Annotated in this window: 23 protein-coding genes; 18 read left to right on the top strand and 5 right to left on the bottom strand. The window is 66.0% G+C overall.

Going from position 1 to position 22,624, the window contains the following annotated elements; all coding sequences use genetic code 11:
* Positions 1-759 (bottom strand): enoyl-CoA hydratase/isomerase family protein, encoded by a 759-nt coding sequence (locus QCE88_RS16670; RefSeq protein WP_309904079.1) that lies wholly within the window; start codon positions 757-759, stop codon positions 1-3.
* Between the two features lie 324 nt (positions 760-1,083).
* Between QCE88_RS16670 and QCE88_RS16665 the strand changes: the two genes are divergently transcribed.
* From QCE88_RS16665 to QCE88_RS16590, 16 genes are all read left to right on the top strand, one after another.
* Positions 1,084-1,776, top strand: a complete 693-nt coding sequence (locus QCE88_RS16665) for a TetR/AcrR family transcriptional regulator (RefSeq protein ID WP_309904077.1) — start codon at positions 1,084-1,086, stop codon at positions 1,774-1,776.
* A 93-nt stretch (positions 1,777-1,869) separates the two neighbouring features.
* Positions 1,870-2,916, top strand: coding sequence for a Gfo/Idh/MocA family oxidoreductase (locus QCE88_RS16660; protein ID WP_309904075.1), 1,047 nt, complete (start codon positions 1,870-1,872; stop codon positions 2,914-2,916).
* Positions 2,913-3,728 carry a shikimate dehydrogenase gene (locus tag QCE88_RS16655; protein WP_309904073.1) on the top strand — a complete coding sequence of 272 codons (816 nt, stop codon included), beginning with the start codon at positions 2,913-2,915 and terminating at the stop codon, positions 3,726-3,728. Before QCE88_RS16660 ends, QCE88_RS16655 begins: the two co-directional genes overlap by 4 nt.
* A 64-nt stretch (positions 3,729-3,792) precedes the next feature.
* The gene (locus tag QCE88_RS16650; RefSeq protein ID WP_309904071.1) at positions 3,793-4,830 is read left to right on the top strand and encodes a LacI family DNA-binding transcriptional regulator; all 1,038 of its coding nucleotides are present in this window, start codon (positions 3,793-3,795) and stop codon (positions 4,828-4,830) included.
* Positions 4,831-5,034: 204 nt separating this feature from the next.
* On the top strand, positions 5,035-6,018 hold the full coding sequence (locus QCE88_RS16645; protein ID WP_309904068.1) for a TRAP transporter substrate-binding protein: 984 nt from the start codon (positions 5,035-5,037) through the stop codon (positions 6,016-6,018).
* Between the two features lie 22 nt (positions 6,019-6,040).
* On the top strand, positions 6,041-6,607 hold the full coding sequence (locus QCE88_RS16640; RefSeq protein WP_309904065.1) for a TRAP transporter small permease: 567 nt from the start codon (positions 6,041-6,043) through the stop codon (positions 6,605-6,607).
* The gene (locus QCE88_RS16635) at positions 6,604-7,869 is read left to right on the top strand and encodes a TRAP transporter large permease (RefSeq protein ID WP_309904063.1); all 1,266 of its coding nucleotides are present in this window, start codon (positions 6,604-6,606) and stop codon (positions 7,867-7,869) included. Before QCE88_RS16640 ends, QCE88_RS16635 begins: the two co-directional genes overlap by 4 nt.
* Positions 7,845-8,645, top strand: a complete 801-nt coding sequence (locus QCE88_RS16630) for a 3-ketoacyl-ACP reductase (RefSeq protein ID WP_309904061.1) — start codon at positions 7,845-7,847, stop codon at positions 8,643-8,645. Before QCE88_RS16635 ends, QCE88_RS16630 begins: the two co-directional genes overlap by 25 nt.
* A 31-nt stretch (positions 8,646-8,676) precedes the next feature.
* Positions 8,677-9,843: a dihydrodipicolinate synthase family protein gene (locus tag QCE88_RS16625; protein ID WP_309904058.1), complete on the top strand. Its 1,167-nt coding sequence runs from the start codon at positions 8,677-8,679 to the stop codon at positions 9,841-9,843.
* 10 nt (positions 9,844-9,853) lie between these two features.
* Positions 9,854-10,612 (top strand): enoyl-CoA hydratase/isomerase family protein, encoded by a 759-nt coding sequence (locus QCE88_RS16620; RefSeq protein ID WP_309904056.1) that lies wholly within the window; start codon positions 9,854-9,856, stop codon positions 10,610-10,612.
* A gap of 4 nt (positions 10,613-10,616) precedes the next feature.
* Positions 10,617-11,435, top strand: coding sequence for an aldo/keto reductase (locus QCE88_RS16615; RefSeq protein ID WP_309904053.1), 819 nt, complete (start codon positions 10,617-10,619; stop codon positions 11,433-11,435).
* A gap of 10 nt (positions 11,436-11,445) precedes the next feature.
* A complete protein-coding gene (locus QCE88_RS16610; protein ID WP_309904052.1) occupies positions 11,446-11,919 on the top strand; it encodes a MaoC/PaaZ C-terminal domain-containing protein in 474 nt (157 codons plus the stop codon).
* A 1-nt stretch (position 11,920) separates the two neighbouring features.
* Positions 11,921-13,441, top strand: coding sequence for a CoA-transferase (locus QCE88_RS16605; protein WP_309904049.1), 1,521 nt, complete (start codon positions 11,921-11,923; stop codon positions 13,439-13,441).
* Positions 13,442-13,479: 38 nt separating this feature from the next.
* Positions 13,480-14,640: an acyl-CoA dehydrogenase gene (locus tag QCE88_RS16600; RefSeq protein WP_309904047.1), complete on the top strand. Its 1,161-nt coding sequence runs from the start codon at positions 13,480-13,482 to the stop codon at positions 14,638-14,640.
* A gap of 23 nt (positions 14,641-14,663) precedes the next feature.
* Positions 14,664-16,259 (top strand): acyl CoA:acetate/3-ketoacid CoA transferase, encoded by a 1,596-nt coding sequence (locus QCE88_RS16595; protein ID WP_309904045.1) that lies wholly within the window; start codon positions 14,664-14,666, stop codon positions 16,257-16,259.
* Complete coding sequence (locus tag QCE88_RS16590; protein ID WP_309904043.1) at positions 16,252-17,031, top strand: enoyl-CoA hydratase/isomerase family protein; 780 nt, start codon at positions 16,252-16,254, stop codon at positions 17,029-17,031. Before QCE88_RS16595 ends, QCE88_RS16590 begins: the two co-directional genes overlap by 8 nt.
* A 15-nt stretch (positions 17,032-17,046) precedes the next feature.
* Here QCE88_RS16590 and QCE88_RS16585 read toward each other — a convergent pair whose 3' ends face one another.
* From QCE88_RS16585 to QCE88_RS16575, 3 genes are read right to left on the bottom strand one after another with little or no spacing between them, the layout of a single operon-like run.
* On the bottom strand, positions 17,047-17,892 hold the full coding sequence (locus QCE88_RS16585) for a sugar phosphate isomerase/epimerase family protein (RefSeq protein ID WP_309904041.1): 846 nt from the start codon (positions 17,890-17,892) through the stop codon (positions 17,047-17,049).
* Between the two features lie 8 nt (positions 17,893-17,900).
* The gene (locus tag QCE88_RS16580; protein WP_309904039.1) at positions 17,901-18,668 is read right to left on the bottom strand and encodes a 3-ketoacyl-ACP reductase; all 768 of its coding nucleotides are present in this window, start codon (positions 18,666-18,668) and stop codon (positions 17,901-17,903) included.
* A gap of 2 nt (positions 18,669-18,670) precedes the next feature.
* Positions 18,671-19,804 (bottom strand): acyl-CoA dehydrogenase family protein, encoded by a 1,134-nt coding sequence (locus QCE88_RS16575; protein WP_309904037.1) that lies wholly within the window; start codon positions 19,802-19,804, stop codon positions 18,671-18,673.
* Positions 19,805-19,982: 178 nt separating this feature from the next.
* On the opposite strand from QCE88_RS16575, the gene QCE88_RS16570 reads away from it, so the two are divergent.
* The gene (locus QCE88_RS16570) at positions 19,983-20,396 is read left to right on the top strand and encodes a thioesterase family protein (protein WP_309904034.1); all 414 of its coding nucleotides are present in this window, start codon (positions 19,983-19,985) and stop codon (positions 20,394-20,396) included.
* Positions 20,397-20,548: 152 nt separating this feature from the next.
* Complete coding sequence (locus QCE88_RS16565) at positions 20,549-21,445, top strand: oxidoreductase (protein WP_309904032.1); 897 nt, start codon at positions 20,549-20,551, stop codon at positions 21,443-21,445.
* Here QCE88_RS16565 and QCE88_RS16560 read toward each other — a convergent pair.
* On the bottom strand, positions 21,402-22,562 hold the full coding sequence (locus QCE88_RS16560; protein WP_309904030.1) for an AraC family transcriptional regulator: 1,161 nt from the start codon (positions 22,560-22,562) through the stop codon (positions 21,402-21,404). The two genes, QCE88_RS16565 and QCE88_RS16560, sit on opposite strands and share 44 nt — an antisense overlap.
* Positions 22,563-22,624 lie beyond the last annotated feature (62 nt).

The following is a 22,624-nucleotide window of genomic DNA, read 5'->3' as shown; positions in this document are numbered from 1 at the left end:
TCAGTCCTGCTTCGCCCGGTTGCCGAAGGCGTTGGCGCCCGACTCGTAATTGCCCGACGCGAAACAGAGCGAGGTCAATTCGTTCTCGTAGCGGATGCCCTGCTCGACGCTCATCGACAGCGCCGCACGCACGGCAGCCTTCACCGATTGCGTCGCGATCGGGCTGAACTCGGCCATCTTGCGGCACAGCGCCATGGCGCTGTCCACGACTTCCGAATCGTCGACCACCATCTCGACCAGCCCGATATCACGCGCTTCGTTGGCGTCGACGGTATCGCCCGTCAATAGCAGACGCATGGCCTGACCGTAACCGACGAGACGCGGCAGCATCTGCGACGCACCGCCGCCGCCCACCCAGCCGCGCAGCACTTCGGGCGCGCCGAACTTCGCGCTCTTGCCCGCGACCCGGATATCCGCGCCGAGCATCATCTCCAAGCCGCCGCCCAGCACCCAGCCCTTCAAGGCCGCGACGACAGGCTTGGTGAAGTCGCGCACCACCATCGCGTAGTCGGTGCGCGCGCGAAACTCCCACGCCGTCTGGTAGGTCTTGAGCGAGTGCAGGTCGCTGCCCGCGCTGAACGCACGCTCGCCTTCGCCGCGCAGCAGCACCACGCGGATCGCCGCATCGCGCTCGATGTCCTGGCGAATTTCGAGCAGCGCCTGAGTCATCTCGGGCGTCATCGAGTTCATCTTCTCCGGACGGTTGATGACGATCTCGGCCACCGCGCCGTGACGCCGCACCACCATGTTCTCCTGCATCGCGCCTCCTGTTCTGTCGACCGCCGGAGCAGTCCTGTGCTGTTCGCGTTTTCCCTCATACTTACTTACTAGTAAGTAGCTTGAGCGGACATTATCATCAATCTCAGGCGTCATGCAACGGAAATTTGAGGGGCAGCGAACGAAGGCGGCGCAGTCGCTTTTCGGCACGGGCGGCAAGGGGAAAAGAATGAGGTCGTGTAAAATCAGCCGCGGAAAAGTGCCGGATCGCTGAACGCGGCACGCTCCGGTCCCCGCCCGCCACGCCCGTTTTCTTCGCCCCGTGTGAGGCCCAGTCAACCCTCCGATCCTCACCGAGGTGCCACGTTGAGTCAGACCACAGAAGCCGCGAAACCCGCGAAGCCCGCGAAAGCCATCAAGGCCGGCAAGGGCGACCCAGGCGCCGCTGCACCGAAGCGTTCGTCGATGTACGACAGCATCAAGGACCTGGCAAAGCGGCTCCTGATCGCGCACGGCTATCACAAGACAACGTTTGGCGTGATCGCCAAGGAACTCGGCATCACCACGACCAACATCCACTATCACTTCGGCAACAAGAACAGCCTCGTCGAGGAAGTGGTGAAGGACTACGTGGCGGGCGCCACGGAAGGCCAGAAGAAGATCTGGCTCGATGAGACGCTCTCGTTGCAGGACAAATTGCAGGCCGAGATCGGCTACAACCGCAACCTGTTCCGCAAATACAATCCGGGCGGCAAGACACGCAAGCCGTGGAGCCTGATCGGTCGCCTGCGCATGGAAAGCGACGTGCTGACCGACGAGTCGCGCGCGGCGCTCGCGGGCTTCACCACCGAAATACACGCGGCGGTCGAAGTGGCCGTCGAGCAAGCGAGCCGCAGCGGCGAACTGAAACGCGATACACCGAAAGAAGACCTGATTCTTCTGCTGACGCATCTGATCGACAGCCTCTCGGTGTTCGCACAGGACGCGGGCGGCTTCGAACGCGTCGAACAGTTCATGAACTCGTTCTCGCGCGTGGTGCTCGCGAAATACACCCGGTAAGTCTCCCGCACACGCTGCGGATCGCACAGTCGGCGTTAAGCCTACTGGACAATTAGATCGATCTACCTTAATGTCTTCTCACGGAGAGATTCCATGAACGAGACTGGCTTTGGCATTGCCGTCGTGGGCGCGGGCATGGCTTCCGCGCCGCATCTGGCGGGGTTGCTCGACTTGCAGGACCGGGTCAGCGTGCGTCACGTCGTGGCGCGCTCGGCGGAACGCGCAGGCGCCTTCGCCAGCCGCTTGCCGCACGCGCGCGTCACGCTGGATCTGGACACGGCCCTCAACGACGAACACGTGAACGGCGTGCTGCTGCTGACACCGCCGAACACGCATCTCGAACTCGGCGCGCGGATCGCGGCGGCGGGCAAGCATCTGCTGGTGGAGAAACCCATCGACGTCACCACCGCGCGCGCACGCGAACTGGTTGCGTGTTGCGAGCAGCATGGCATCGTCGCGGCGGCGGTATTGCAGCACCGCACACGCGATGCTGCGCGCAAGCTGCGCCAGTTGCTCGATGCACGTGCGCTCGGCGAGATTCACAGCGCCAGTGTGTCCGTGCCATGGTGGCGACCGCAGTCTTATTACGACGAACCGGGGCGCGGCACGCTGGCGCGCGACGGCGGTGGCGTGCTGATGACGCAGGCCATTCATACGCTGGACCTGTTCGTGTGGCTCGTCGGGCTGCCGGATGAAGTCTTCGCCTACGCGGTCACCAGTCCCGCGCATCGGATGGAATGCGAAGACACCGTGGCGGGCGTCATGCGCTATCGCAACGGCTGTGTGGTGTCGCTGCATGCCAGCACGGCCATCTATCCCGGCTTTCCCGAACGCATCGAGATCAGCGGCAGCAAGGGCAGCGCCATGCTCGGCGGCGGCAAGCTCAGCGTGCAATACATGGACGGCTCGACGCTCGAAGAAGGCGAGACAGCCTCGCTCGGCTCCGGCGCGGACCCGATGGCCTTCTCGCATCATGCACACCGAGCCGTGATGGCCAGCTTCGTCGAGGCCGCAACGCGCGGCGTCGAACCGGTCGCCTCGTTGCGCAGCGCACTGGATGTCCATGTGCTGATCGATGCACTGATCGCTTCGTCGGCCGCCCGCCAACCCACGCCCGTCAACCCAGGTTCGACATCATGACTTCTGCCCTGAATGCCGCCGTCGGCGGTGATACACGCCTGTTCGCCATCGTCGGCGATCCGATTGCGCAGGCGCGCTCGCCCCTCGTGTTCAACGCCATCTTCCAGCGCATGCGCGTGAACGCGGTGCTCGTGCCGATGCAGATTCCCGCCGCATCGCTCGAAACCGCCATCGCCGGGTTGAAGCGCATTGCCAACCTCGATGGCATCGTCGTCACGGTGCCGCACAAGATTGCAATGACCGGCTGGGTCGACCGGCTGCTGCCCATCGCGCAGAAAGTCGGTGCGATCAATTGCATGCGCCGTGCGGAATCCGGCGAGTGGGTCGGCGAGATGTATGACGGCGAAGGCTTCACGCGCGGCCTGCGCAAGCAGGGCCACGAACCGCGCGGCATGGCCGTGTTCCAGGCCGGCGCAGGCGGTGCGGGCAAGGCGCTGGCGCACGCGCTTGCCAGCGCCGGCGTGAAGTCGCTGCGCCTGATCGATGTGGACCCGGCGAAGCAGGACGCGCTCGTTGCGGAGATCGCGCAGGCTTATCCGCAGGTGGACGTGGCAGCAGGAAACCCGCAGCCCGCTGACGTGGACATGGTCGTGAACGCCACGCCCTGCGGCATGGCCGAAGGCGATCCGCTGCCCTTCTCCATCGAGCAACTCGACCGCAACGTGCTGGTCGCCGACATCATCATGAAACCGGAATGGACGCCGCTGTTGCGACGGGCCGAAGAGCGCGGGCATCGCACGCACTTGGGACGGCATCTGCTGGAGAACCAGGCGGAGATCGTCGCCGAATTCTTTGGCCTGAGACCGATGTAGTGCGCCCCGGTCAGCGCAGCTGATTCATATACACTCCGGACATACGAATCTTCAAGCGCTCCCCATGTCCCGAGGCAAACCAGGCTCTCCCGTCACGCTGCTGGACATCGCCAACGAACTCGGCCTGTCCCGCGCCACGGTGTCGCTCGTGTTGCGCAACAGCCCGCGCATTTCCGAAGCCACCCGCGAACGCGTACTGGAAGCCTTCAAACGCCAGGGTTATGTTTACAACCGCCATGCGGCGGGCATGCGCAGCAACCAGACGCACACGGTCGGCGTGGTCGTCAACGACCTCGCCAATCCCTACTTCACGATGCTGGTGCGCGCCATCGAGGCGAGCCTCAGCACGCAGGGATTCATGACGCTGCTCGGCAACACGGACGAGTCGCTGGACCGCCAGAGCCGCTTTCTCGAAACCGTGAGGCAGCACAACATCGACGGCCTCATCGTCTGTCCGACCGAATCCACCACGGCCGCGCAGATGCGCCAGGTGCTGGCGTGGGGCATTCCGTGCGTGTTCGCGTCGCGCTACGTGACCGGGCTCCAGGCCGATTACGTCGGCGTGGACAATCGCCGCGGCATGGCGCTCGCGACCTCGCATCTGATCGGGCTCGGCCACAAGCGCATTGCGATGATCGGCGGCATCATGCTCGCCTCCACCGGCAGCGATCGCGCCGAAGGCTATCGCGAAGCCTTGCAGGCCGCGAAGATCAAGTTCGACGAACGTCTGCTCGTGCCCTCGCCGCTGACGCGTTACGACGGCAAGCGCATCATCACCGAACTCTTGCGCCTGAAGAATCCGCCTACGGCCGTGGTCTGCGGCAACGACATCGTCGCGTTCGGCGTGATGCTCGGTCTGCGCGCGCACGGCATCGAACCGGGCCGCGACTTCGGCGTCGTCGGCTTTGACGACGTACCCGAAGCCGCACTCTGGGAGCCGCCGCTCACCACGGTCCAGGTCTTGCAGGACGAGATCGGCCAGAGCGCCGCTGACCTTTTGCTCAAGCGCATGACGGAGCCGTCGCGCACCGCCACGCGCATCCTCTCCGACCCTGTGCTCATCGTTCGCGGCACCTGCGGCGGACGTCCCGACGCGGCCTGAACGTCGCGCCCGCTGCTTCGCCCGTTCGGGTTTCCCTTATAAAAATCCGCTTGCGTCACATCGGGACAGCCCCTAACCTTTCAGGTAGATCGATCTACTCAATCTTCCTGACGGCCGGAAGCGTGTGCGCAAACACGACGGCCGAAGGCCCATCCGTGCCGCCTGTCGTGCGTCGCGGCCATAAGAACCACAGGAATCCGACGCATGCGCGACACTCTTCTCTCTCGCAGAAAACTCCTGAAGCTCACGGTCGCCTCGGCGGCGGCCGGCTGCCTGCCGCGCTTCGCCAGCGCGGACACTCAGACGATCCGCATCGGCGACGTGGTGGACCGGCACAACCCGGAAGTGATCACCGAGAACCTGATGGCGAAGCGTCTCAAGGAGACCACCGGCTTCGACGCCCGCGTGTTCCCGGACGGCGTGCTCGGTTCGCATACCCGCATGAACGAGCAACTGCGCAACGGCACGCTGGAGATCACCGTGGCGAACGTGGCGGACCTCGAAGGCTATGACAAGCGCCTCGGTCTGTTCGCGATGCCCTTCGCGTTTCCCGATCGCAAGACGCTGTTCGCCGCGCAGGACGGCGCGCTGGGCGAGGCCTACGGCGGCATTCTCGACAAGCTCGATTTCGTGCTGCTCGGCTGGTTCGATTCGGGTCTGCGCAGCGTCTACAACCGCACGCGCGCCATCAACGAGCCGAACGACATGAAGGGCCTCAAGATCCGCACGCAGGGCAACCAGATCATGATTGCGACCTTTAACCAGTTCGGCGCGCAGGCCACGCCGCTGGACACGACGCAGATTTATTCGGCGTTGCAGCAGGGCGTGGTGGACGGCGCCGAGAACTCGGTGACCTTCTTCGTCCAGCAGCATCACAGCGAGGTGGCGAAGCATTACTCGTACACGAATCACTTCTTCTCGATCGACCCGATGCTTGCCAGCAAGAAGTGGTTCGACTCGCTCGACCCGAAGAAGCAGGACGCCGTGAAGCAGGCCGCCGCGCAGGCCCAGCAGCACGAGCGCGAGTTGTGGCTGGCGTCGGATGCGAAGTATCTCGCCGAAGCGAAGAAGAACGGCGTCGAATTCAACGACACGAACAGCGCCGCGTTCCGCGCAGCCGTCAAGCCGATCTACGCCAAGTACCGCTCGAACTTCGCCGAGCTGGCGAAGTATCTGCCGGACCTCTGATCACCCGCCACCGGTGCCCGCCATGAAACCCGATTCGCGTTCCTCCGCGCGCAAGGACGGCCTCAACCAGACTGCGCCGTTCCGCGTGCTCGCGAGCGTCGAAGATCTGCTGATCGCCGTCCTGGTCTTCGCGATCTTCTGCGTCGTGCTCGCGGGCATCGTGTCCCGCTTCGTCTTCCATGTGTCGCTCTCGTGGAACATCGAGGTCAGCGTCACGCTGATGATCTGGATGACCTTCATCGGCATTGCGGTCGGCGTGCGCGACCGGGTGCACGTGGCCTTCGAACTGTTCGAAGACCGGCTCTCGGGCCGCTGGCTCGTGCTGGCGTCGCTCGTCCAGATGCTGCTGATGGGCGCGCTGCTCGTCGCGCTCGCATGGGGCGGCTGGCAGTTCATGCAACTGGGCTTCGACCAGATCACGCCGAGCGGCATCCCGCAATGGATCTCGTTCGCCGCCATCCCGGCCGGCAGCGCACTGGGCCTGCTGCATCTGCTGGCGCATGCCTGGGACCTGCTCGCCCATGCCGATGCCGATGCCGACCACGCCCATGCCCACGCACACGGCTCCGCCGAAACGAGGACGCAATGATTCTGACCATCGGACTTCTCGCGCTGTTCGTGCTGGCGGGCGCGCCGATCATCGCGTCGCTGGGCGTGGTGGGCACCATCGACGGACTGATGCAGGGCCTGCCGCTCACCAACATCGCGCAGGCGATGTATCACGGCGTGGACTCGTTCACGCTGCTGGCCGTGCCGCTGTTCATCCTCGCTGGCGAGATCCTGTTTCACTCGGGCTCGGCCGGCAAGCTGGTGAGCTTCATGAACCTGCTGGTGGGTCGCGTGCCGGGCGGGCTGGGCGTCAGCGCCGTGGCTTCGACCATGGTGTTCTCCGGCCTGAGCGGCTCGGTCAATGCCGACGCCGCCGCCATCAGTTCGGCCATGCTGCCTTCGATGGAGAAGGCCGGCTATCGCAAGGAATGGTCGTCGGCGATCATCGCGGCGGCGGCCGGCACCGGCATCCTGATTCCGCCGTCGATCACCATCATCGTGCTCGCCACGGTCGCGAACATGTCGGTGACCAAGCTGTTCCTCGCGGCCACGTTGCCCGCCATCCTGGTCGGCGTCACGAAGATGTTCATCATCATGTACCGCGCGCGGTCGGAGCCGCCGGTGGCGCCGGTCCACTTCAGCGTGCGCGAACTAGGCCGCGCCTTCCTGCTCGCGATCCCGGCGCTAGGTGCCCCCGTCATCATCCTTGGCGGCATCTTCATGGGCTTCTTCACCGCGACGGAATCCGCGGCGGCGGCAGTAGCCTACGTGACCGTCATCACGCTGCTGCAACGCTCGATTCCGGTACGCGCCTGGTCCGGCATTCTCATCAAGGCCGGCCGCACCAGCGCCATCGTGCTGTCGCTCGTGGGCGTCGCGCAGATTCTCGGCTACATGCTGGCGTACAACTCGGTGGGCGAGCAGGTAGCCGAGTTCGCCTCGCACCTGACCGGCAACCGCTTCGTCTTCACGGTGTTCATCGTCGTCGTGTTCTGGCTGCTGGGCGCGTTGCTCGACGGCATTCCAGCCCTCATCCTGCTGATTCCGCTGTTCCTGCCCATCGCGCAGGACGCCGGCTACAGCGACGTCCACTTCGCGATTCTCGCCATCGCCATCGTCGGCATCTCGCTCGTGACGCCGCCGATTGGCACCGCATGCTTCATCGTCACCGGCGTCGCCAACATCAGGATGGTCAACCTGATGCGCCCGATGCTGCCCTTCATGGCGATCATGTTCGTCACCATCCTGCTGTTGGCCTTCGTGCCCGCGTTCTCCGAATGGCTTCCTCATCTTCTCTACTAGCGGCGCGCGCCGTCCGGCCGCTGGCGCTCGTCACCGGCGCGCGGCGCGGCATCGGTGCGGGCATCGCGACGGAACTGGCGCGGCAGGGCTTCGATCTCGCGCTGCTCGACATCGCGGAAGACGGCGCTGACGAGGTTCTCGCCGCCGCCGAAGCGCACGGCGCGCACGCGGGCTTCTGGCAACACGATCTCGCCGACAGCGGCGCGCACCGCGCGTTGGTCGAGCGCATCGTTGCGGCGTGCGGGCCGATCGCCTGCCTGGTGAACAACGCGGGCGTGTCCGCCGACGCGCGCGGCGACCTGCTCGAACTCGGCGAGCGCTCCTATGACAAGGTCATCGACATCAACATGCGCGGCACGTTCTTTTTCACGCAGGCCGTGGCACGCCACATGGCAGAGCACACGCATCATGCCGGACATGCCCGCACCATCGTCACGGTGTCGTCGGTGAGCGCCGAACTGGCTTCGACGGAGCGCGGCGAATACTGCATGTCGAAGGCCGGCCTCGGCATGCTCACCAAGCTGTTCGCGCTGCGCCTCGCGCCGTTGAACGTCGGCGTGTTCGAGATTCGGCCCGGCATCATCCGCACGCCGATGACGGAGGCCGTTGCCGCGCGCCATGACGAACGCATCGCCGACGGCGTCGTGCCGATGCGGCGCTGGGGCACGCCGGCCGACGTCGCTTCGGCGGTCGCGGCGCTGGCCTCCGGACAGATGCAGTTCGCGACGGGCAGCGTGCTCAACATCGACGGCGCGCTGTCGGTTCCGCGCCTGTGAGCCCTTTCCTTCTTCTTCCGAGTCACGTCCTATGAACAGCCTGAACCTGCCTGCATCGACCAGTGCGCTGGAGCGCTACACGCTCGCCGGCACGCCGCTTCCGGACGGCCGCCCCGCCGCGCCGTTCAACCGCATTGCGCTTTCGGCGGCGCACGTCGTGGCCGATCCGTTGGCGGACGTCGAGCCGTCCGAGGGCGGCGCCATCGACTGGGACCGGACGCTCGAATACCGCCGCTATCTGGCAGGACTGGGTCTGGGCATCGCCGAAGCAATGGATACTGCCCAGCGCGGCATGGGCCTCAGCTGGAAAGACTCGCTGCAACTGATCCGCCGCACGCGCGCCGAGTTGTCGGATAGTCCGGTGCCGGTCTTCAACGGCTGCGGCACCGATCATCTCGATCCCGCCTCCGTCAATTCGGTCGATGCCGTGGTGAGCGCCTATCTCGAACAGGTCGATGCAATCCAGACCGCCGGCGGCCGCCTGATCCTGATGGCGAGCCGCGCGCTGGCCCGCGTGGCGCGCACGCCGGCGGACTATGAGTCGGTGTATCGGCGGGTGCTGGCGCAGGTGGACCAGCCGGTGATCCTGCACTGGCTTGGCGACATGTTCGATCCCGCGCTGGCCCGCTACTGGGGCACCGATGACCTGAGCGCCGCGCGCGACGTCGCGCTTGAGGTGATGACCGAATCCGCTTCGAAGGTCGAAGGTATCAAGGTGTCGTTGCTGGACAAGCAACGCGAGATCGACATGCGCCGCCTGCTGCCCGCCGGCGTGAAGATGTACACCGGCGACGACTTCAACTATCCGGAACTCATTGCCGGCGACGAGCACGGCTATTCGCACGCGCTGCTCGGCATTTTCGATGCCATCGCGCCCGCCGCATCGGCCGCGCTCGGCGAACTGGCCGCGGGACGGCGCGAGCGCTTCCTCGAGATTCTCGCGCCCACGGTGCCGCTGTCGCGCCACATATTCCGGGCGCCGACGCGCTTCTACAAGACCGGCATAGTCTTCCTGGCCTGGCTGAACGGCCATCAGCCGAACATGACGATGCTGGCCGGCCATCAGGCCATGCGTCCGCTGCCCTACTTCGTCGATCTATTCAAGCTCGCCGATGCCGCTGGTCTATTGCGACAACCCGAACTCGCGGTCATGCGCATGAAAACCTTCCTCGCCGTCCACGGCGTCACCCAGGACTGAGGCGACGCGCATGGGACAGCTACTCGCGCGCCGCGAAGACGCGGTGCTTACACTGCAACTGAGCAACCCGGGCAAGGCCAACGCGCTCGATTTCGCGATGCTCGCCGCACTCGACGACGCCATCGCGCGCGTCGAGCAGGACGATACGATCCGCGCCGTCGTGCTGCGCGGCACCGAAGGCGGCGTGTTCTGCTCCGGTGCCGATATCCGCGAATGGTCGGCGCTCGATCCGGAGACCTTTGCGCAACACTGGATCGGCAAGGGCAACGAGTTGTTCGGCCGCTTCGAGCGCTTGCGTTGCCCGACGGTCGCCGTGATCGAGGGCTTGTGCTTCGGCGGCGGACTGGAACTGGCGCTGTGTTGCGATCTGCGGCTCGCGACCCGCAGCGCCCGCCTGCGCTTTCCGGAAGTCGCCATCGGCGCCATTCCGGGCTGGGAAGGCGGCGACCGGCTGCAACGGATCGCGGGCCGGGGACGCGCGCTCGAAGCGGTGCTGCTGTCGCGCGAGATCGACGCGCAGACGGCGCTGCACTGGGGCGTGCTCAACGAAGTCTGCGCGCCCGAGGACCTGCTTGCCCGCCTCGACGACTGGACCACGCGCCTGTGCCGCGTGTCGCCGCGCGCTGCCGCGCTGGCGAAGGCGCTGATCATCGACGACCACAAGGACGCCCGCACGGCCTATCCGGCGGCCGCGCTCGCGGTCCGTTCCAGCGCGGACGCCGAACGCGGCATCCGCGCATTCTTCGACAAGACCACTGCTTCCTTCTGACACCATGAATCCACTCTTCCAGGGTAGTCATCAACGCGCGTTCGGTACCTGGCCGCTGCAAGGCCAGGCGCTTCAGGACGCGTTGCGTATCGCGGTCGACACCGGCTACCGCGCCATCGACACCGCGCAGATGTACGGCAACGAAGCCGATGTCGGCACGGCGCTGCAAGCCGTGGGCGTCACGCGCGAGGACTTGTGCATCACGACCAAGATCGCGCCGGCCAACGATTCCGCCGAAGCCTTCCTGCCGTCGCTGCGCGAGAGCCTCGCGAAGCTGCAAATCGATCAGGTCGATATCCTGCTGCTGCACTGGCCGCCCGCTCATGGCGATGTCGCGCCCTCGGTGCAGCGGCTCGAAGAAGCGGTGCAGGCGGGACTGGCGCGTCATATCGGCATCAGCAACTTCACCGCCGCGATGATGCGCACCGCGAAAGCCGCGACGAAGCTCCCGCTCGTCACGAACCAGGTCGAGTTTCATCCGCTGCTCGATCAGCGCGTGCTGCTGCGCACCGCCACGGAGACGGGCATTCCGCTGTCGTCGTATTGCTCGGTGGCGCGCGGCGAGATCTTCAACTACCCGCTGTTCGGGGAGATCGGCGCGAGTTATGGCAAGACCGCCGCGCAGGCCGCGCTGCGCTGGATCCTGCAGAAGGGCGTGACCATCAACACGATGTCCACCCGGCGCGAAAACATCCAGGCCAACTTCGACGTGATGGACTTCACGCTGTCGAGCATCGACATGGATCGCATCGACGCGCTCAACTCGACGAATTACCGCATCGTCAATCGCGAGCGCATGCCCGACGCGCCCGACTTCGACTGAAGGAGACCTCATGACCCAACCGCTGCTGTTCGAGGAGATCGAGCCGGGGCTCAGCTTCGCAACCTCGGGCATCGTCGTGACCGAGAGCCATGTGGTGCAGTTCGCCGGCCTCTCGGGCGACTTCTTCGACGTCCACATGGACGACGAATTTGCACGCAGTGTCGGCTTCCCCGGCCGCATCGCGCATGGACTGCTGTGCCTCGCGATGGTCGACGGCCTGAAGAATCGCGCGGCCACGAGCCTCGCTTCGATCGCGACGCTGGAATGGACGTATCGCTTCCACAAGCCGGTGCTGATCGGCGATCGCATCCAGGGGCGCATCAGCGTGCTCGACAAGCGTCCGACGAAACGCACCGACCGCGGCATCGTGCGCTTGCAGGTGGAGGTGCGCAATCAGGACGAGGTGGTGATTCAGGAAGGGATCAACGTGCTGATGGTGCGGACCCGCGCGCACGCCGAAAAGACGAGCAACGAGGAACGATGACATGAAGCAAGCCAATCTGGTTGACGCCGACACGATGGCGGCAGCGGTCTTCGACGGCGCGGTGATCGTGCTGAGTGGTTCCGGCGGCGGACTGGTCGAGCCGGATCACATCGCGGCGGCCATCGAGCGGCGCTTTCTCGCCACGGGTCATCCTTGCGATCTCACGCTGATCCACGGGCTGGGCATCGGCGACGGCCGGGAGAGCGGCGTCAGCCGCTTCGCGCACGAGGGCATGGTGAGGCGTGTGATCGGCGGCCACTGGACCTGGTCGAAGCGCATGCAGACGCTTGCCCGCGAAGAACGCATCGAAGCCTACACGCTGCCCGCCGGCGTGATCCAGACGCTGATCCGCGAAGCCGGCGCGGGCCGTCATGGACTCGTCACGCATATCGGCCTCGACACCTTCGCCGATCCGCGTCACGGCGGCGGCCGGGTCAACGCCCGCGCCCGCGACGATCTGGTCGAAGTGGTCGCGCTCGGCGGCAAGGAAATGCTCTGGTACAAGCCCTTGCGGATCGACTTCGCCATCGTACGCGGCACCACGGCGGACGGGCAAGGCAATCTCACCTCGCGCGAAGAACCCGCCGACATTGACGCCTTCGCCGCCGCGCTCGCTGCCCACAACAGCGGCGGCCGCGTGTTTGCCCAGGTGCGCGACGTGTCTGCCACGCCGATTGCGCCCGCACGCGCGGTCACGGTGCCGGGCGTGCTGGTCGATCAAATCTGCGTGCATGCGGAACAGAAGCAGACCACCGGCGCGGCCTACGACGCGGCCATCAGCGGCGAACTGGCCGCCCCCGGCACGCGCACGCCACCGCCGTTGCCCGAGGGCCTCCGCTATCTGATCGCCAAACGCGCCGCGCAGGAACTGGCGCCCGGCGCGTGCGTCAACTTCGGCTACGGCCTGCCCGACGGCATTCCCGCCGTCGCGCATGCGGAAGGCCGCGAGATCAGCTGGACCGTGATCGAACAGGGCTCGCACAACGGCGAACTGCTGGGCGGCGACCTGTTCGGTGCGACGCGCCATCCGAGCGCGATCCTCAAATCCAACGACCAGTTCGACTTCTTCAGCGGCGGCGGCATCGACATCGCGTTTCTCGGCATGGGCGAGCTGGACGCGCAAGGCAACGTCAATGTGTCGTGGCTGGGCGAGAACATCGTCGGGCCGGGCGGGTTTGTCGATATCACGCAGCGCACGCGCAAGGTGGTCTTCTGCGGCGCGTTCGAAGCCAAGGGACTGGAGGTGGAGCACGAAAACGGCATCGTGCATATCCGCCGCCATGGCGCGGTGCCGAAGCTGGTCGAGCAGGTGCGCCACATCACCTTCAGCGGCAAGCGCGCCCGCGCGGACGGCCAGCAGGTGCTCTATGTCACCGAGCGCGCCGTGTTCGAACTGACGGCGCAGGGCTTGCAGTTGATCGAGGTCGCGCCCGGCGTGGATCTCGTGCGCGATGTGCTCGAACGCATGCCCTTCGACGTGGCGCTGCATCCATCGCTGCGCGAGCGCGCGGCCACGGCGTAGGCAGCGGTTAGATTCAGGCATAGGGAGCACGGAAACCGATGGACTTCACGCTGAGCGACACGCAGAAGATGCTGATCGAAACGGCGCGCCGCTTCGTGCGGACCGAGTTGCAGCCGCTCGAACAACAGGTGGAGGACGAGGGCGCGCTGTCGCCGGAGCATGCGCGCGAACTGCAAACGCGCGCTCAGGCACTCGGCCTGTACGCGGTCAACATGCCCGCCGAACTCGGCGGCGGCGGACTGAACACGGTCGATGCCATGCTGTGCGAGGAACAGTTCGGCCATAGCTCGGACATCCTCGTGCGGCGCGCCTTCGGCAACGTCTACGACGCGCTGCTGGCCTGCGAGGGCGAGCAGATCGAGCGCTGGCTCGCGCCCGCGATTCGCGGCGAGCGCACGTGCGGTCTTGCCATTACCGAAACCGGCGCGGGCTCGGACGCTCAAGCCATCAAGACCACGGCCCGCAAGACCGCCTCCGGCTGGGTACTGAACGGCAGCAAGCACTTCATCAGCGACGCGCAATGGAGCGACTTCTTCCTGGTCTCGGCCCGGACCGGCGAGCAAGAGATCTCGTTGTTCGTGTTGGACAAGGCGCTGCCCGGCTTCACCGTGGGCCGCGATCAGCCGATGATGGGCCTGCGCGGCACGCCTCATCACGAACTCTTCTTCGACGATGTCCCGCTGGAGCCGCTCGCGCTGCTCGGACGTGAAGGCGAGGGCTTCCGGCTCGCCATGCGGATGCTCGGTCGCGTGCGCCTCGCGCTGGTAGGCGCGCGCGGCATCGGCAAGGCGGCGCATGTGCTGGAGATGATGATCGACCATGCGGCCGAGCGGCGCCAGTTCGGCGAGCGGATTGGCGACTTCCAGATGATCCAGCAGCTCATCGCCGACAGCGTGATGGAAATCAACGCCGCGCGGCTGATGCTGCTCAACGCGGCCAGCATGATGGACGCGGGGCTGGACGCACGCGACTGGATTTCGATGGTCAAGGTGCAGTCGTCAGAAACGCTCGGCCGCGTGGTGGACCGGGCGGTGCAGGTGTTCGGCGGCATGGGTTTCTGCAAGGAACTGGCCATCGAACGTTATTACCGCGATGCGCGTGTTTATCGCATCTTCGACGGCACCTCGGAGATTCATCGCGGCATCATCGCGCGCAATGCGTTGAAGCGCGGCGCGGCATTGTTCGACCTGCACCGCTGAGCACGGCTTCTCTTCCTCACGACATGAACAAACTCATCACCGCCGAAGCAGCAGCCCGGCTGATCCGCACGAACGATGTCGTCAGCATCAGTTCGTCCAGCGCGCTCGGCTGCCCCGACAAAGTGCTGGCCGCCATCGGCGCGCGCTTCGAGCGCGAAGGCCAGCCGCGCAATCTCACGACGCTGAACCCGATCGCCGCCGGCGACATGTACGGCGTGAAGGGCATCGATCATCTCGCGCGGCCCGGGTTGCTCACGCGCACGCTCGCGGGTTCGTATCCGAGCGGGCCTTCCTCGCTGCCGATGCCAGACATCTGGCGCATGATCGTGGACAACCGGATCGAAGCCTACAACGTGCCGAGCGGCATCCTGTTCGACATGCACCGCGACGCCGCCGCGCGACGCCCCGGCGTGCTGACGAAAGTCGGCATGGGCACCTTCGTCGATCCGGATCTGCAAGGCTGCGCGATGAACGCCGCAGCGTCCGCGCGGCCGATCGTGCGGCGCGTGTCCTTCGACGGCGACGACTGGCTCTACTTCCCCGCGCTCGTGCCGCGCGTGGCGATCATCCGCGCAACCACCGCCGACGAAGCAGGCAACCTGAGCTACGAGCACGAAGGCGCGCTGCTGGGCGGAATCGATCAGGCGCTGGCGGCGCGCAATCATGGCGGCATCGTGATCGCGCAGGTCAAGCGCGTGGTGAAATCCGGCACGCTGCGTCCGCACGATGTGCGCGTGCCGTGCAATCTGGTGGATTACATCGTCGCCGATCCGGACCAGTGGCAGACCACCCAGACGCCCTACGACCCCGCCATCAGCGGCGAGATCGCGTTGCCGTCGAGCGCCTTCGAGCCTACGCCGTGGGGGCCCGAGAAAGTCATCGCCCGACGCGCGGCGATGGAACTCGCGCACGGCCATGCCGCCAACCTGGGCTTCGGCATCTCGGCCAACGTGCCGCGCATCCTGCTCGAAGAAGGCCTGCATGGCGCGGTGACATGGGCTATCGAGCAAGGCGCCGTCGGCGGCATGCCGCTGCTTGGCTTTGCGTTCGGCTGCGCGTCGAATGCGGATGCCATCGTGCCGTCGCCGAATCAGTTCACCTACTTTCAGGGCGGCGGCTTCGACATCGCGCTGCTGTCCTTCCTGCAAGTGGACAGCGACGGCAGCGTGAACGTCTCGCGACTCGCATCGAAACCGTATCTGACCGCCGGTTGCGGCGGCTTCGTCGATATCACGGCGCATGCGCGGCGCATCGTGTTTTCAGGCTTCTTTACCGCTGGCGCGCAACTGCAAGTGGGTGGCGGGAAGCTCGCGATCCTGAAGGAAGGCCGCACCCGCAAGTTCGTGCAGGCCGCCGAACAGATTACCTTCAGCGGGCGCGTCGGTCGCGAGCGCGGGCAGCGCGTGACCTATGTCACCGAGCGCTGCGTCATCGATCTGCTCGAAGACGGCCTCACCGTGACCGAGATCGCGCCCGGCGTGGACCTGCAACGCGACATCCTGGAGCAGGCCGAAGTCGCGCTGAACGTGGCGACGGACCTGCGCACGATGGATCCCGCGCTCTTCACCGACGCGCCCTTCGGATTGCGTCTGAAACCTCGCGAGACCCGCCATGACTGACTGCTTCGTTTCCGTCACCCGCGAGGCTTGCATCGCGACCGTCACGCTGGAAAGGACTGACAAGCTCAACGCGCTGACCCCCGCGATGCTGGAGCGGCTGGAACAGATCGCCCGCGAACTCGAAGCCGACAATGAAACACGCGTCGTCATCCTCACGGGCGGCGGCGCCAAAGCGTTCTGCGTCGGCGCGGACATCAACGAATGGGCCGCGCTCGAACCGCTCGACATGTGGCGGCGCTGGGTGCGCCGGGGACACCAGGTCTTCGATCAATGGGCGCGGCTGCGTCAGCCGGTGATCGCGGCGGTCAACGGCCATGCCTTCGGCGGCGGACTCGAACTGGCGATAACGGCAGACGTGCGCATCGCGGCCACGGAAGCCCGCTTTGCGTTGCCGGAAGCGTCCATCGCGACATGCCCCGGATGGTCGGGCACGCAGCGGCTGGTGCGGCTTATCGGCGGGAGTCGCGCGAAGTATCTGGCGTTGAGCGGCATGCGCGTGAATGCCGCCGATGCCCACGCCTGCGGGCTGATTCATGAAGTCGTGCCGCGCGCACAACTGACGGCGCGCGCCCACGAACTGGCGCTGGAGATCGCCGCGCGCGCGCCGCTTGCGTTGCAACTCACGAAGCAACTGGTGAATGCCGCCAGCGGCGAGGAATCCGCAGCGACGCTTGAAGCAATGGCCGGTGCGCTCGCCGCGACCACGCATGACGCGGCGGAAGGCATTCGCAGTTTCCGGGAGAAGCGTTCGCCGGTTTATGAGGGACGTTGACGCGATTCGAGCGCTTCAGCAGCACTCGAATAAACGCTCGCGGCAGATGCGCAGCGTTTCGTCGGCGGGACGTATCCACCAGTCCAGCCGCGAGAAAATCTCCACTTCCACCGGACCCTCGTAGCCTGCGTTCTCCACCGCCGCGCGCAGGCGTTCGAGGTCGATCACGCCGTCGCCCATCATGCCCCGGTCCTGCAACGGGTCACGCGTTTCCATGAGCCAGTCGCATACATGCAGCGCGAGAATGCGCTGCCCCGCGCGGGCAATCGCCGGCATCAGCGCCGGGTCCCACCACACATGGTAGGCATCGACTGCCACGCCATAGCTTCCGTTGCGCGACGGGTCGAGCCGCTCGCACCAGTCGAGCGCCTGATCGAGCGTATTGAGCAGGCTGCGGTCGGCGGCATAGACCGGATGCAGCGGTTCGAGCGCGATGCGCACGCCCGTCTCGTCGATCGTCGGCTGCAAGGCGGCGAGGCCGTCGAGAATCTGCTCGCGGGCATCGTCGATGTCGCGCGAACCGGGCGGCAGGCCGCCCACCACCGCGACCAGCACCGGCGCGCCGAGCACGGCGGCGGTCTCCAGCGCGCGGCGGTTCGAATCGAGTGCGGCGCGACGGCCCGCCGCGTCAGGCGCCGCGAAGTATGCGGTGCGGCAATAGGCATTCACCTTCAGACCGGCCGCGCGGATCGCGCTGGCCGCAGCTTCAGGGCGCGTCTCGTCGACCTCATGACGCCACGGCGTGATCCAGCCGAAGCCCTGTTCCGCGATGCGCGCCGCCGTCACGTCGAGCGCCTCGCGATGGCCCAGCGTCGCGGTATTGATGCAGCAGAGATCGCCACGTCCGTTCAGTTCGCGCATGTCGTGCCTCAGAAGCGCTGGATCATCAGGCCGCCGTCCACACGCACCTCTTGCGCGACGGTATAGGGCAGCAGTCCGGCCGCCATCGTGCGGATCACGCGCGCCACGTCGTCGGGGTGGCCCCAGCGCGGCGTCGCGGTCATGCCCTCGGCGATCAGCGCGTCATATTTTGCCTTCGATGGCGCGGTCATCTCGGTCAGGATCAGGCCGGGCTGCACCTCGAACACACCGATGCCATGCGACGCCAGACGCAGCGCGAAGAGGCGCGCCGCCATCGACAGCGCGCTCTTCGACATGCAATATTCGCCACGTTCGACCGAAGCAACCACCGCGTTCGACGACGTCACGAACACGATGCTGCGCGCGCCCTCGCCAGCGGGCGTCTGCTGCGTCATCTGCCGGGCCACGGCTTGGGTCAGGAAGAACGTGCCGCGCGTGTTGATGTCGAAGCAGCGGTCGTAACTTTGCGGATTCACGTCGAGCAGGTCGCCACGGTTGAGCACCGAAACGCCCGCATTGTTCACCAGACAGTCGATGCCGCCGAAACGCGCCGTGACGGCGTCCAGCGCGCCCGCGTGACGCTCGATGTCGCCGATGTCGAGATCCAGCGGCAGGCAGGCGCGCCCGAGCGCCTCGACTTCGGTGACGAGCGTCTGAAGACGCTCCGTGTCGCCGAGCGCGATGGCGGCGATATCGAATCCTTCTGCGGCCAGCGCCAGTGCGACGGCCCGTCCGATGCCGCGCGACGCGCCCGTGACGACTGCGGTTCTGCTCATGCTCATGCCTTCATTAATTGACGCGCAATGATGATGCGCTGGATCTGGTTGGTGCCTTCGTAGATCTGCGTGATCTTGGCGTCGCGGTACAGGCGTTCTACTTCGTAGCCGCGAATGTAGCCGCTGCCGCCGAAGATCTGAATGGCGTTGCTGGTGTGCTGGACCGCTGCGTCGGCGGCGAAGCACTTGGCCATCGAGGCGGCGGCGGTCACTTCGAGGCCCGCGTCCATCTTGCTCGCGGCGGCGCGCACCAGCAGACGCGCTGCCTCGCCATCCTTGGCCATGTCTGCCAGCATGAACTGGACGGCCTGGAACTCGGCGATCGCCTGGCCGAATTGCTTGCGCATCCTGGCCTGTTCGATGCCTGCCTCCAGCGCGGCCTGGATGATGCCGACGGCCAGCGCACCGATGCCCACGCGTCCCTTCTCGAGCACGCTCATCATCATGTGGAAGCCACGGCCTTCGGTGCCGAGCAATGCGTCGGCGGGCAGTCTGACTTCATCGAAATGCAGTTCGCCGACCTGCGAGGCGCGCTGCCCCAGCTTGTGCTCCTTCGGCCCGCGCGACACACCGCGCGCTGCACAATCCACAATGAAGATGCTCATGCCGCGCTTGCCCGCAGCGGGGTCCGTGCGGGCCAGCACGAGCGCCACGTCGGCGACCGGCGCGTTGTGAATCCACAGCTTGGAGCCGCTGAGCAGCCAGCCTTCGCCGTCGCGCACGGCCGTGGTTTTCACGCCGGAGACATCGCTGCCCGCGCCGGCCTCGGTGATGCAGTACGCGCCCTTCGTCTCGGCACGCACCAGCGGTCCGAGCCAGCGGTCGATCTGCGCCGGCGTGCCGTGCCGGCTCAACAACGTACCCAGCAATTCGACCAGGCCGCATTGGTCCGCGACGGACGCATAGCCCCGGCTCAACTCCTCCATCACGATGGCATACGCGAGGCAATCCAGCCCTGCGCCGCCCAGCGAATCCGGCACGGTGATGCCGAACAGGCCGGTCTCGCCCATCTGCCGGTAGATCTCCGCCGGGAAGCTTTCTTCACGGTCCAGCCGCTCCGCCTGCGGACGGATGACTTCGTTGGCGAAGCGCCGGGCCATGTCGGCGACCTGTTGATGCTCGGTGGACAGAATCACCTCGTCTCCTCGGTTGTGAGCGTGCGTTTCAGCGCCGTGATCGGCTGATCCGTGAGCGTTACTCTAAGCCAAGTAGATCGATCTAGCAAGTTGATGAATTCACGGACTGGTTTGCTGGACGCTGGCCGATCCGGCGCACTACCATACGGCTGGCTCAACTTATTCCGAGGTCGGACGCGTGCTCAAGGAAACGATTTTTCGTGTCGAGGTGCAGTTCGGCGATTGCGATCCTGCGGGGATCGTGTTCTTCCCGAACTTCTCGCGCTGGATGGATGCCGCATCGCACGATTACTTCATGCAATGCGGTCTGCCGCCGTGGCGTGATCTTGACGCGTTGCCCGGTTGCGTGGGTGCGCCGCTGCTGGAAATACACAGCCGCTTTCATGCGTCGGCTACGTATGGCGAAACGCTGGAGATTCATACGGCTACCGAGGAATGGCGCAACAAGGTCTTCATTCAGGTGCATCGCATTCTGCGCGGCGATACGCTGGTCTGCGAGTTCCGCGCGACGCGCGCGTTGTGCGTCAAGCAGGCGGATGGCACGCTCAAGGCGGTCGCGATACCGGAGTTCATTCGGGGGGCGTGCGGGTGACCGGTTACAGGCCGCATCGGGCATCAGGGCAGCCGTGCTTACAGCAAGCATGCAGCCTGTACACCCGCCAGCAGCCTGAAGCAAGTTGCGCTACCCTCGCCTGCTGACGCCCGGGCCTCTGCCCGGCCAACAGACAAGGGACGCCAGGAAAGATGACCCAGCGTGACACCATGAAAATCGCCCTGATCGGCCCGGGGGCGATCGGCACCACCGTAGCCGCCTCGCTGCATGAGGTCGGCCGCACGCCCACCCTGTGCGGCCGCTCCGCGCTCCCGCAACTGGAACTGCGCTTTGAAGACGAGCGCATCATCGTGCCGGGACCGGTGCTGACCCGTCCGGAAGAGATCGCGGACACTTACGACCTGGTGTTCGTCGCCGTCAAGTCGACGCAGATCGAAGCCGCAGCGCCCTGGCTCTCCGTCCTGTGCAATGACAAGACCGTAGTCTGCGTGCTGCAGAACGGCGTCGAACAGCAGCGGCTCTTCGCACCGTATCTGTCGGGCAATCCGGTGTTGCCTTCGGTCGTCTGGTTCCCCGCGCAACGCGAACCGGACGCCTCGGTGTGGCTGCGCCGCGAGGCGCGTCTCACCTTGCCAGACCTGCCCGAAAGCCGCCTGGTGATCGAAGCGCTGCATGGCACGCGCTGCCGGGTCGACATCGCCGAAGACTACACCTCCTTCGCATGGCGCAAGCTGCTGCTGAATGCCGTTGCGGGCCTGATGGTGCTGAGCGGCCGCCGCGCCGGCATGTTCGCCCGCGACGATATCGCCGCGCTGGCGCTCGCCTATGCAAAGGAATGTCTCGCGGTGGCGCGGGCCGAGGGCGCAACACTGGATGATGAAGTGGCGCAGGAAGTCGTCGATGGCTTTCGACGCTCGCCGGCCGACCTGGGCACGTCGATACTGGCCGACCGGCAAGCGGGCCGACCGCTCGAATGGGATTGCCGCAACGGCGTGGTGCAGCGCCGTGGCCGCGCGCATGGCATGGCGACACCCATCAGCGATTTCATCGTGCCGCTGCTGGCCGCCGCCAGCGACGGGCCAGGTTAAGCGCAACGCAACGTTGGCGCGGCCGCTGCGCGCCCCGCAACTGCCGCGCGTCCTTGGGCGCGAAGCCATAGAAGTCGCGGAACGAAGTCGTGAAGCTGGTCGGATGCTGATAGCCGACCGCCGCCGCCACCTCGCCCACCGACTGCCGTTCATCGACCAGCAGACGCAAGGCTTCCTGCATCCGCCGCCGCAGGCTGTAGTCGAACACGGTCACGCCATGCAGGAACTTGAAGCCGCGCTTCAGCTTGGACGAGTTCGTGCCCACCGCGCGCGCCAGATCGGGAATCGTCATGGTGCGCTTGAGGTCCGCGTCGATCATCGCGCGGGCGCGCTCCATCAGCATCAGGTCGCGGGACGAGAGAATCTCGTCGGGCGCGTCGCTCTGCAAGCCGTCGATCCACACGCCGACGCTCGCATACAAGATCTCCATGCACTTCGCCTCGACGAACAACAGGTCGCGCGCCCCTCGATGCGGACTGGCGAGCAGCCGCTCGATGGCCTGCACCGCGTCCAGCGTGAGACGCATCCGGCGGTGATACAGCTCGTCGGGCTGCACCGCGGCCAGACGCGCGCGGATGACCTCGCCTTCGCCACCCAGCGCGTCGAGCACGCGCCGGAAGCACGAAGGCGCGACATACAGCGCAAGCGCACGGCGCGGCCCTTCGGGGCAGGTGATCTGATAACGCAGTTCCCTGCCCTGATAACAGATGACGAAGTTCGGCGCCTCGACCTGCACGTCATCCGCATCGTCCACGCCGACGCTCGCCGTCCCGGTCACGAGATAGTGGAATTCGATCAAGCCCTCGGGCGGCACGGGCTCGGTGCGCGCGTGCGCATAACAGCAATCGGACACCGCGACGTAGATCTCGTCGCGGATCGAAATCATCTTCCAGGTGCCTTCGTTGCTGTCGCCCGGCACCTCGACGATGCGTCCATACAGACCCAGTGCGCGCGCCTCGACGCAACGCGGATCGTCGCGCAGGCGCCGGTACGCCTCGGTCAGCGGCGCGCCCGCACGGGCGAGCGCGGTGCGGAAGAGACCGGCGCGTTGTTCGCCGTTGACGTGCAGCGATTGCGCTTCCACGGAAGCGCAATCGGAAGTTGAAGCTCGATCCATGACTGCCACCGCGCGGCGCGGTTCCATCGTCGGAAACACGGCGTTCATTCTAGCGATGGCTT

This window comes from Caballeronia sp. LZ035 (assembly GCF_031451175.1).
GTDB lineage: Bacteria > Pseudomonadota > Gammaproteobacteria > Burkholderiales > Burkholderiaceae > Caballeronia.
Note: the sequence above shows the minus strand (reverse complement) of the source record. Positions and strands in the feature narration are given on the sequence as shown.

Excerpts from the sequence above, each read along its gene's own strand:
- QCE88_RS16610 (WP_309904052.1), top strand. The coding sequence starts at position 11,446 with ATGACCCAACCGCTGCTGTTCGAGGAGATCGAGCCGGGGCTCAGCTTC.
- QCE88_RS16660 (WP_309904075.1), top strand. The coding sequence starts at position 1,870 with ATGAACGAGACTGGCTTTGGCATTGCCGTCGTGGGCGCGGGCATGGCT.
- QCE88_RS16620 (WP_309904056.1), top strand. The coding sequence starts at position 9,854 with ATGGGACAGCTACTCGCGCGCCGCGAAGACGCGGTGCTTACACTGCAA.
- QCE88_RS16590 (WP_309904043.1), top strand. The coding sequence starts at position 16,252 with ATGACTGACTGCTTCGTTTCCGTCACCCGCGAGGCTTGCATCGCGACC.
- QCE88_RS16655 (WP_309904073.1), top strand. The coding sequence starts at position 2,913 with ATGACTTCTGCCCTGAATGCCGCCGTCGGCGGTGATACACGCCTGTTC.
- QCE88_RS16580 (WP_309904039.1), bottom strand. The coding sequence starts at position 18,668 with ATGAGCAGAACCGCAGTCGTCACGGGCGCGTCGCGCGGCATCGGACGG.
- QCE88_RS16600 (WP_309904047.1), top strand. The coding sequence starts at position 13,480 with ATGGACTTCACGCTGAGCGACACGCAGAAGATGCTGATCGAAACGGCG.
- QCE88_RS16595 (WP_309904045.1), top strand. The coding sequence starts at position 14,664 with ATGAACAAACTCATCACCGCCGAAGCAGCAGCCCGGCTGATCCGCACG.
- QCE88_RS16625 (WP_309904058.1), top strand. The coding sequence starts at position 8,677 with ATGAACAGCCTGAACCTGCCTGCATCGACCAGTGCGCTGGAGCGCTAC.
- QCE88_RS16605 (WP_309904049.1), top strand. The coding sequence starts at position 11,921 with ATGAAGCAAGCCAATCTGGTTGACGCCGACACGATGGCGGCAGCGGTC.
- QCE88_RS16565 (WP_309904032.1), top strand. The coding sequence starts at position 20,549 with ATGACCCAGCGTGACACCATGAAAATCGCCCTGATCGGCCCGGGGGCG.
- QCE88_RS16645 (WP_309904068.1), top strand. The coding sequence starts at position 5,035 with ATGCGCGACACTCTTCTCTCTCGCAGAAAACTCCTGAAGCTCACGGTC.
- QCE88_RS16650 (WP_309904071.1), top strand. The coding sequence starts at position 3,793 with ATGTCCCGAGGCAAACCAGGCTCTCCCGTCACGCTGCTGGACATCGCC.
- QCE88_RS16670 (WP_309904079.1), bottom strand. The coding sequence starts at position 759 with ATGCAGGAGAACATGGTGGTGCGGCGTCACGGCGCGGTGGCCGAGATC.
- QCE88_RS16640 (WP_309904065.1), top strand. The coding sequence starts at position 6,041 with ATGAAACCCGATTCGCGTTCCTCCGCGCGCAAGGACGGCCTCAACCAG.
- QCE88_RS16560 (WP_309904030.1), bottom strand. The coding sequence starts at position 22,562 with ATGGATCGAGCTTCAACTTCCGATTGCGCTTCCGTGGAAGCGCAATCG.
- QCE88_RS16635 (WP_309904063.1), top strand. The coding sequence starts at position 6,604 with ATGATTCTGACCATCGGACTTCTCGCGCTGTTCGTGCTGGCGGGCGCG.
- QCE88_RS16630 (WP_309904061.1), top strand. The coding sequence starts at position 7,845 with ATGGCTTCCTCATCTTCTCTACTAGCGGCGCGCGCCGTCCGGCCGCTG.
- QCE88_RS16615 (WP_309904053.1), top strand. The coding sequence starts at position 10,617 with ATGAATCCACTCTTCCAGGGTAGTCATCAACGCGCGTTCGGTACCTGG.
- QCE88_RS16585 (WP_309904041.1), bottom strand. The coding sequence starts at position 17,892 with ATGCGCGAACTGAACGGACGTGGCGATCTCTGCTGCATCAATACCGCG.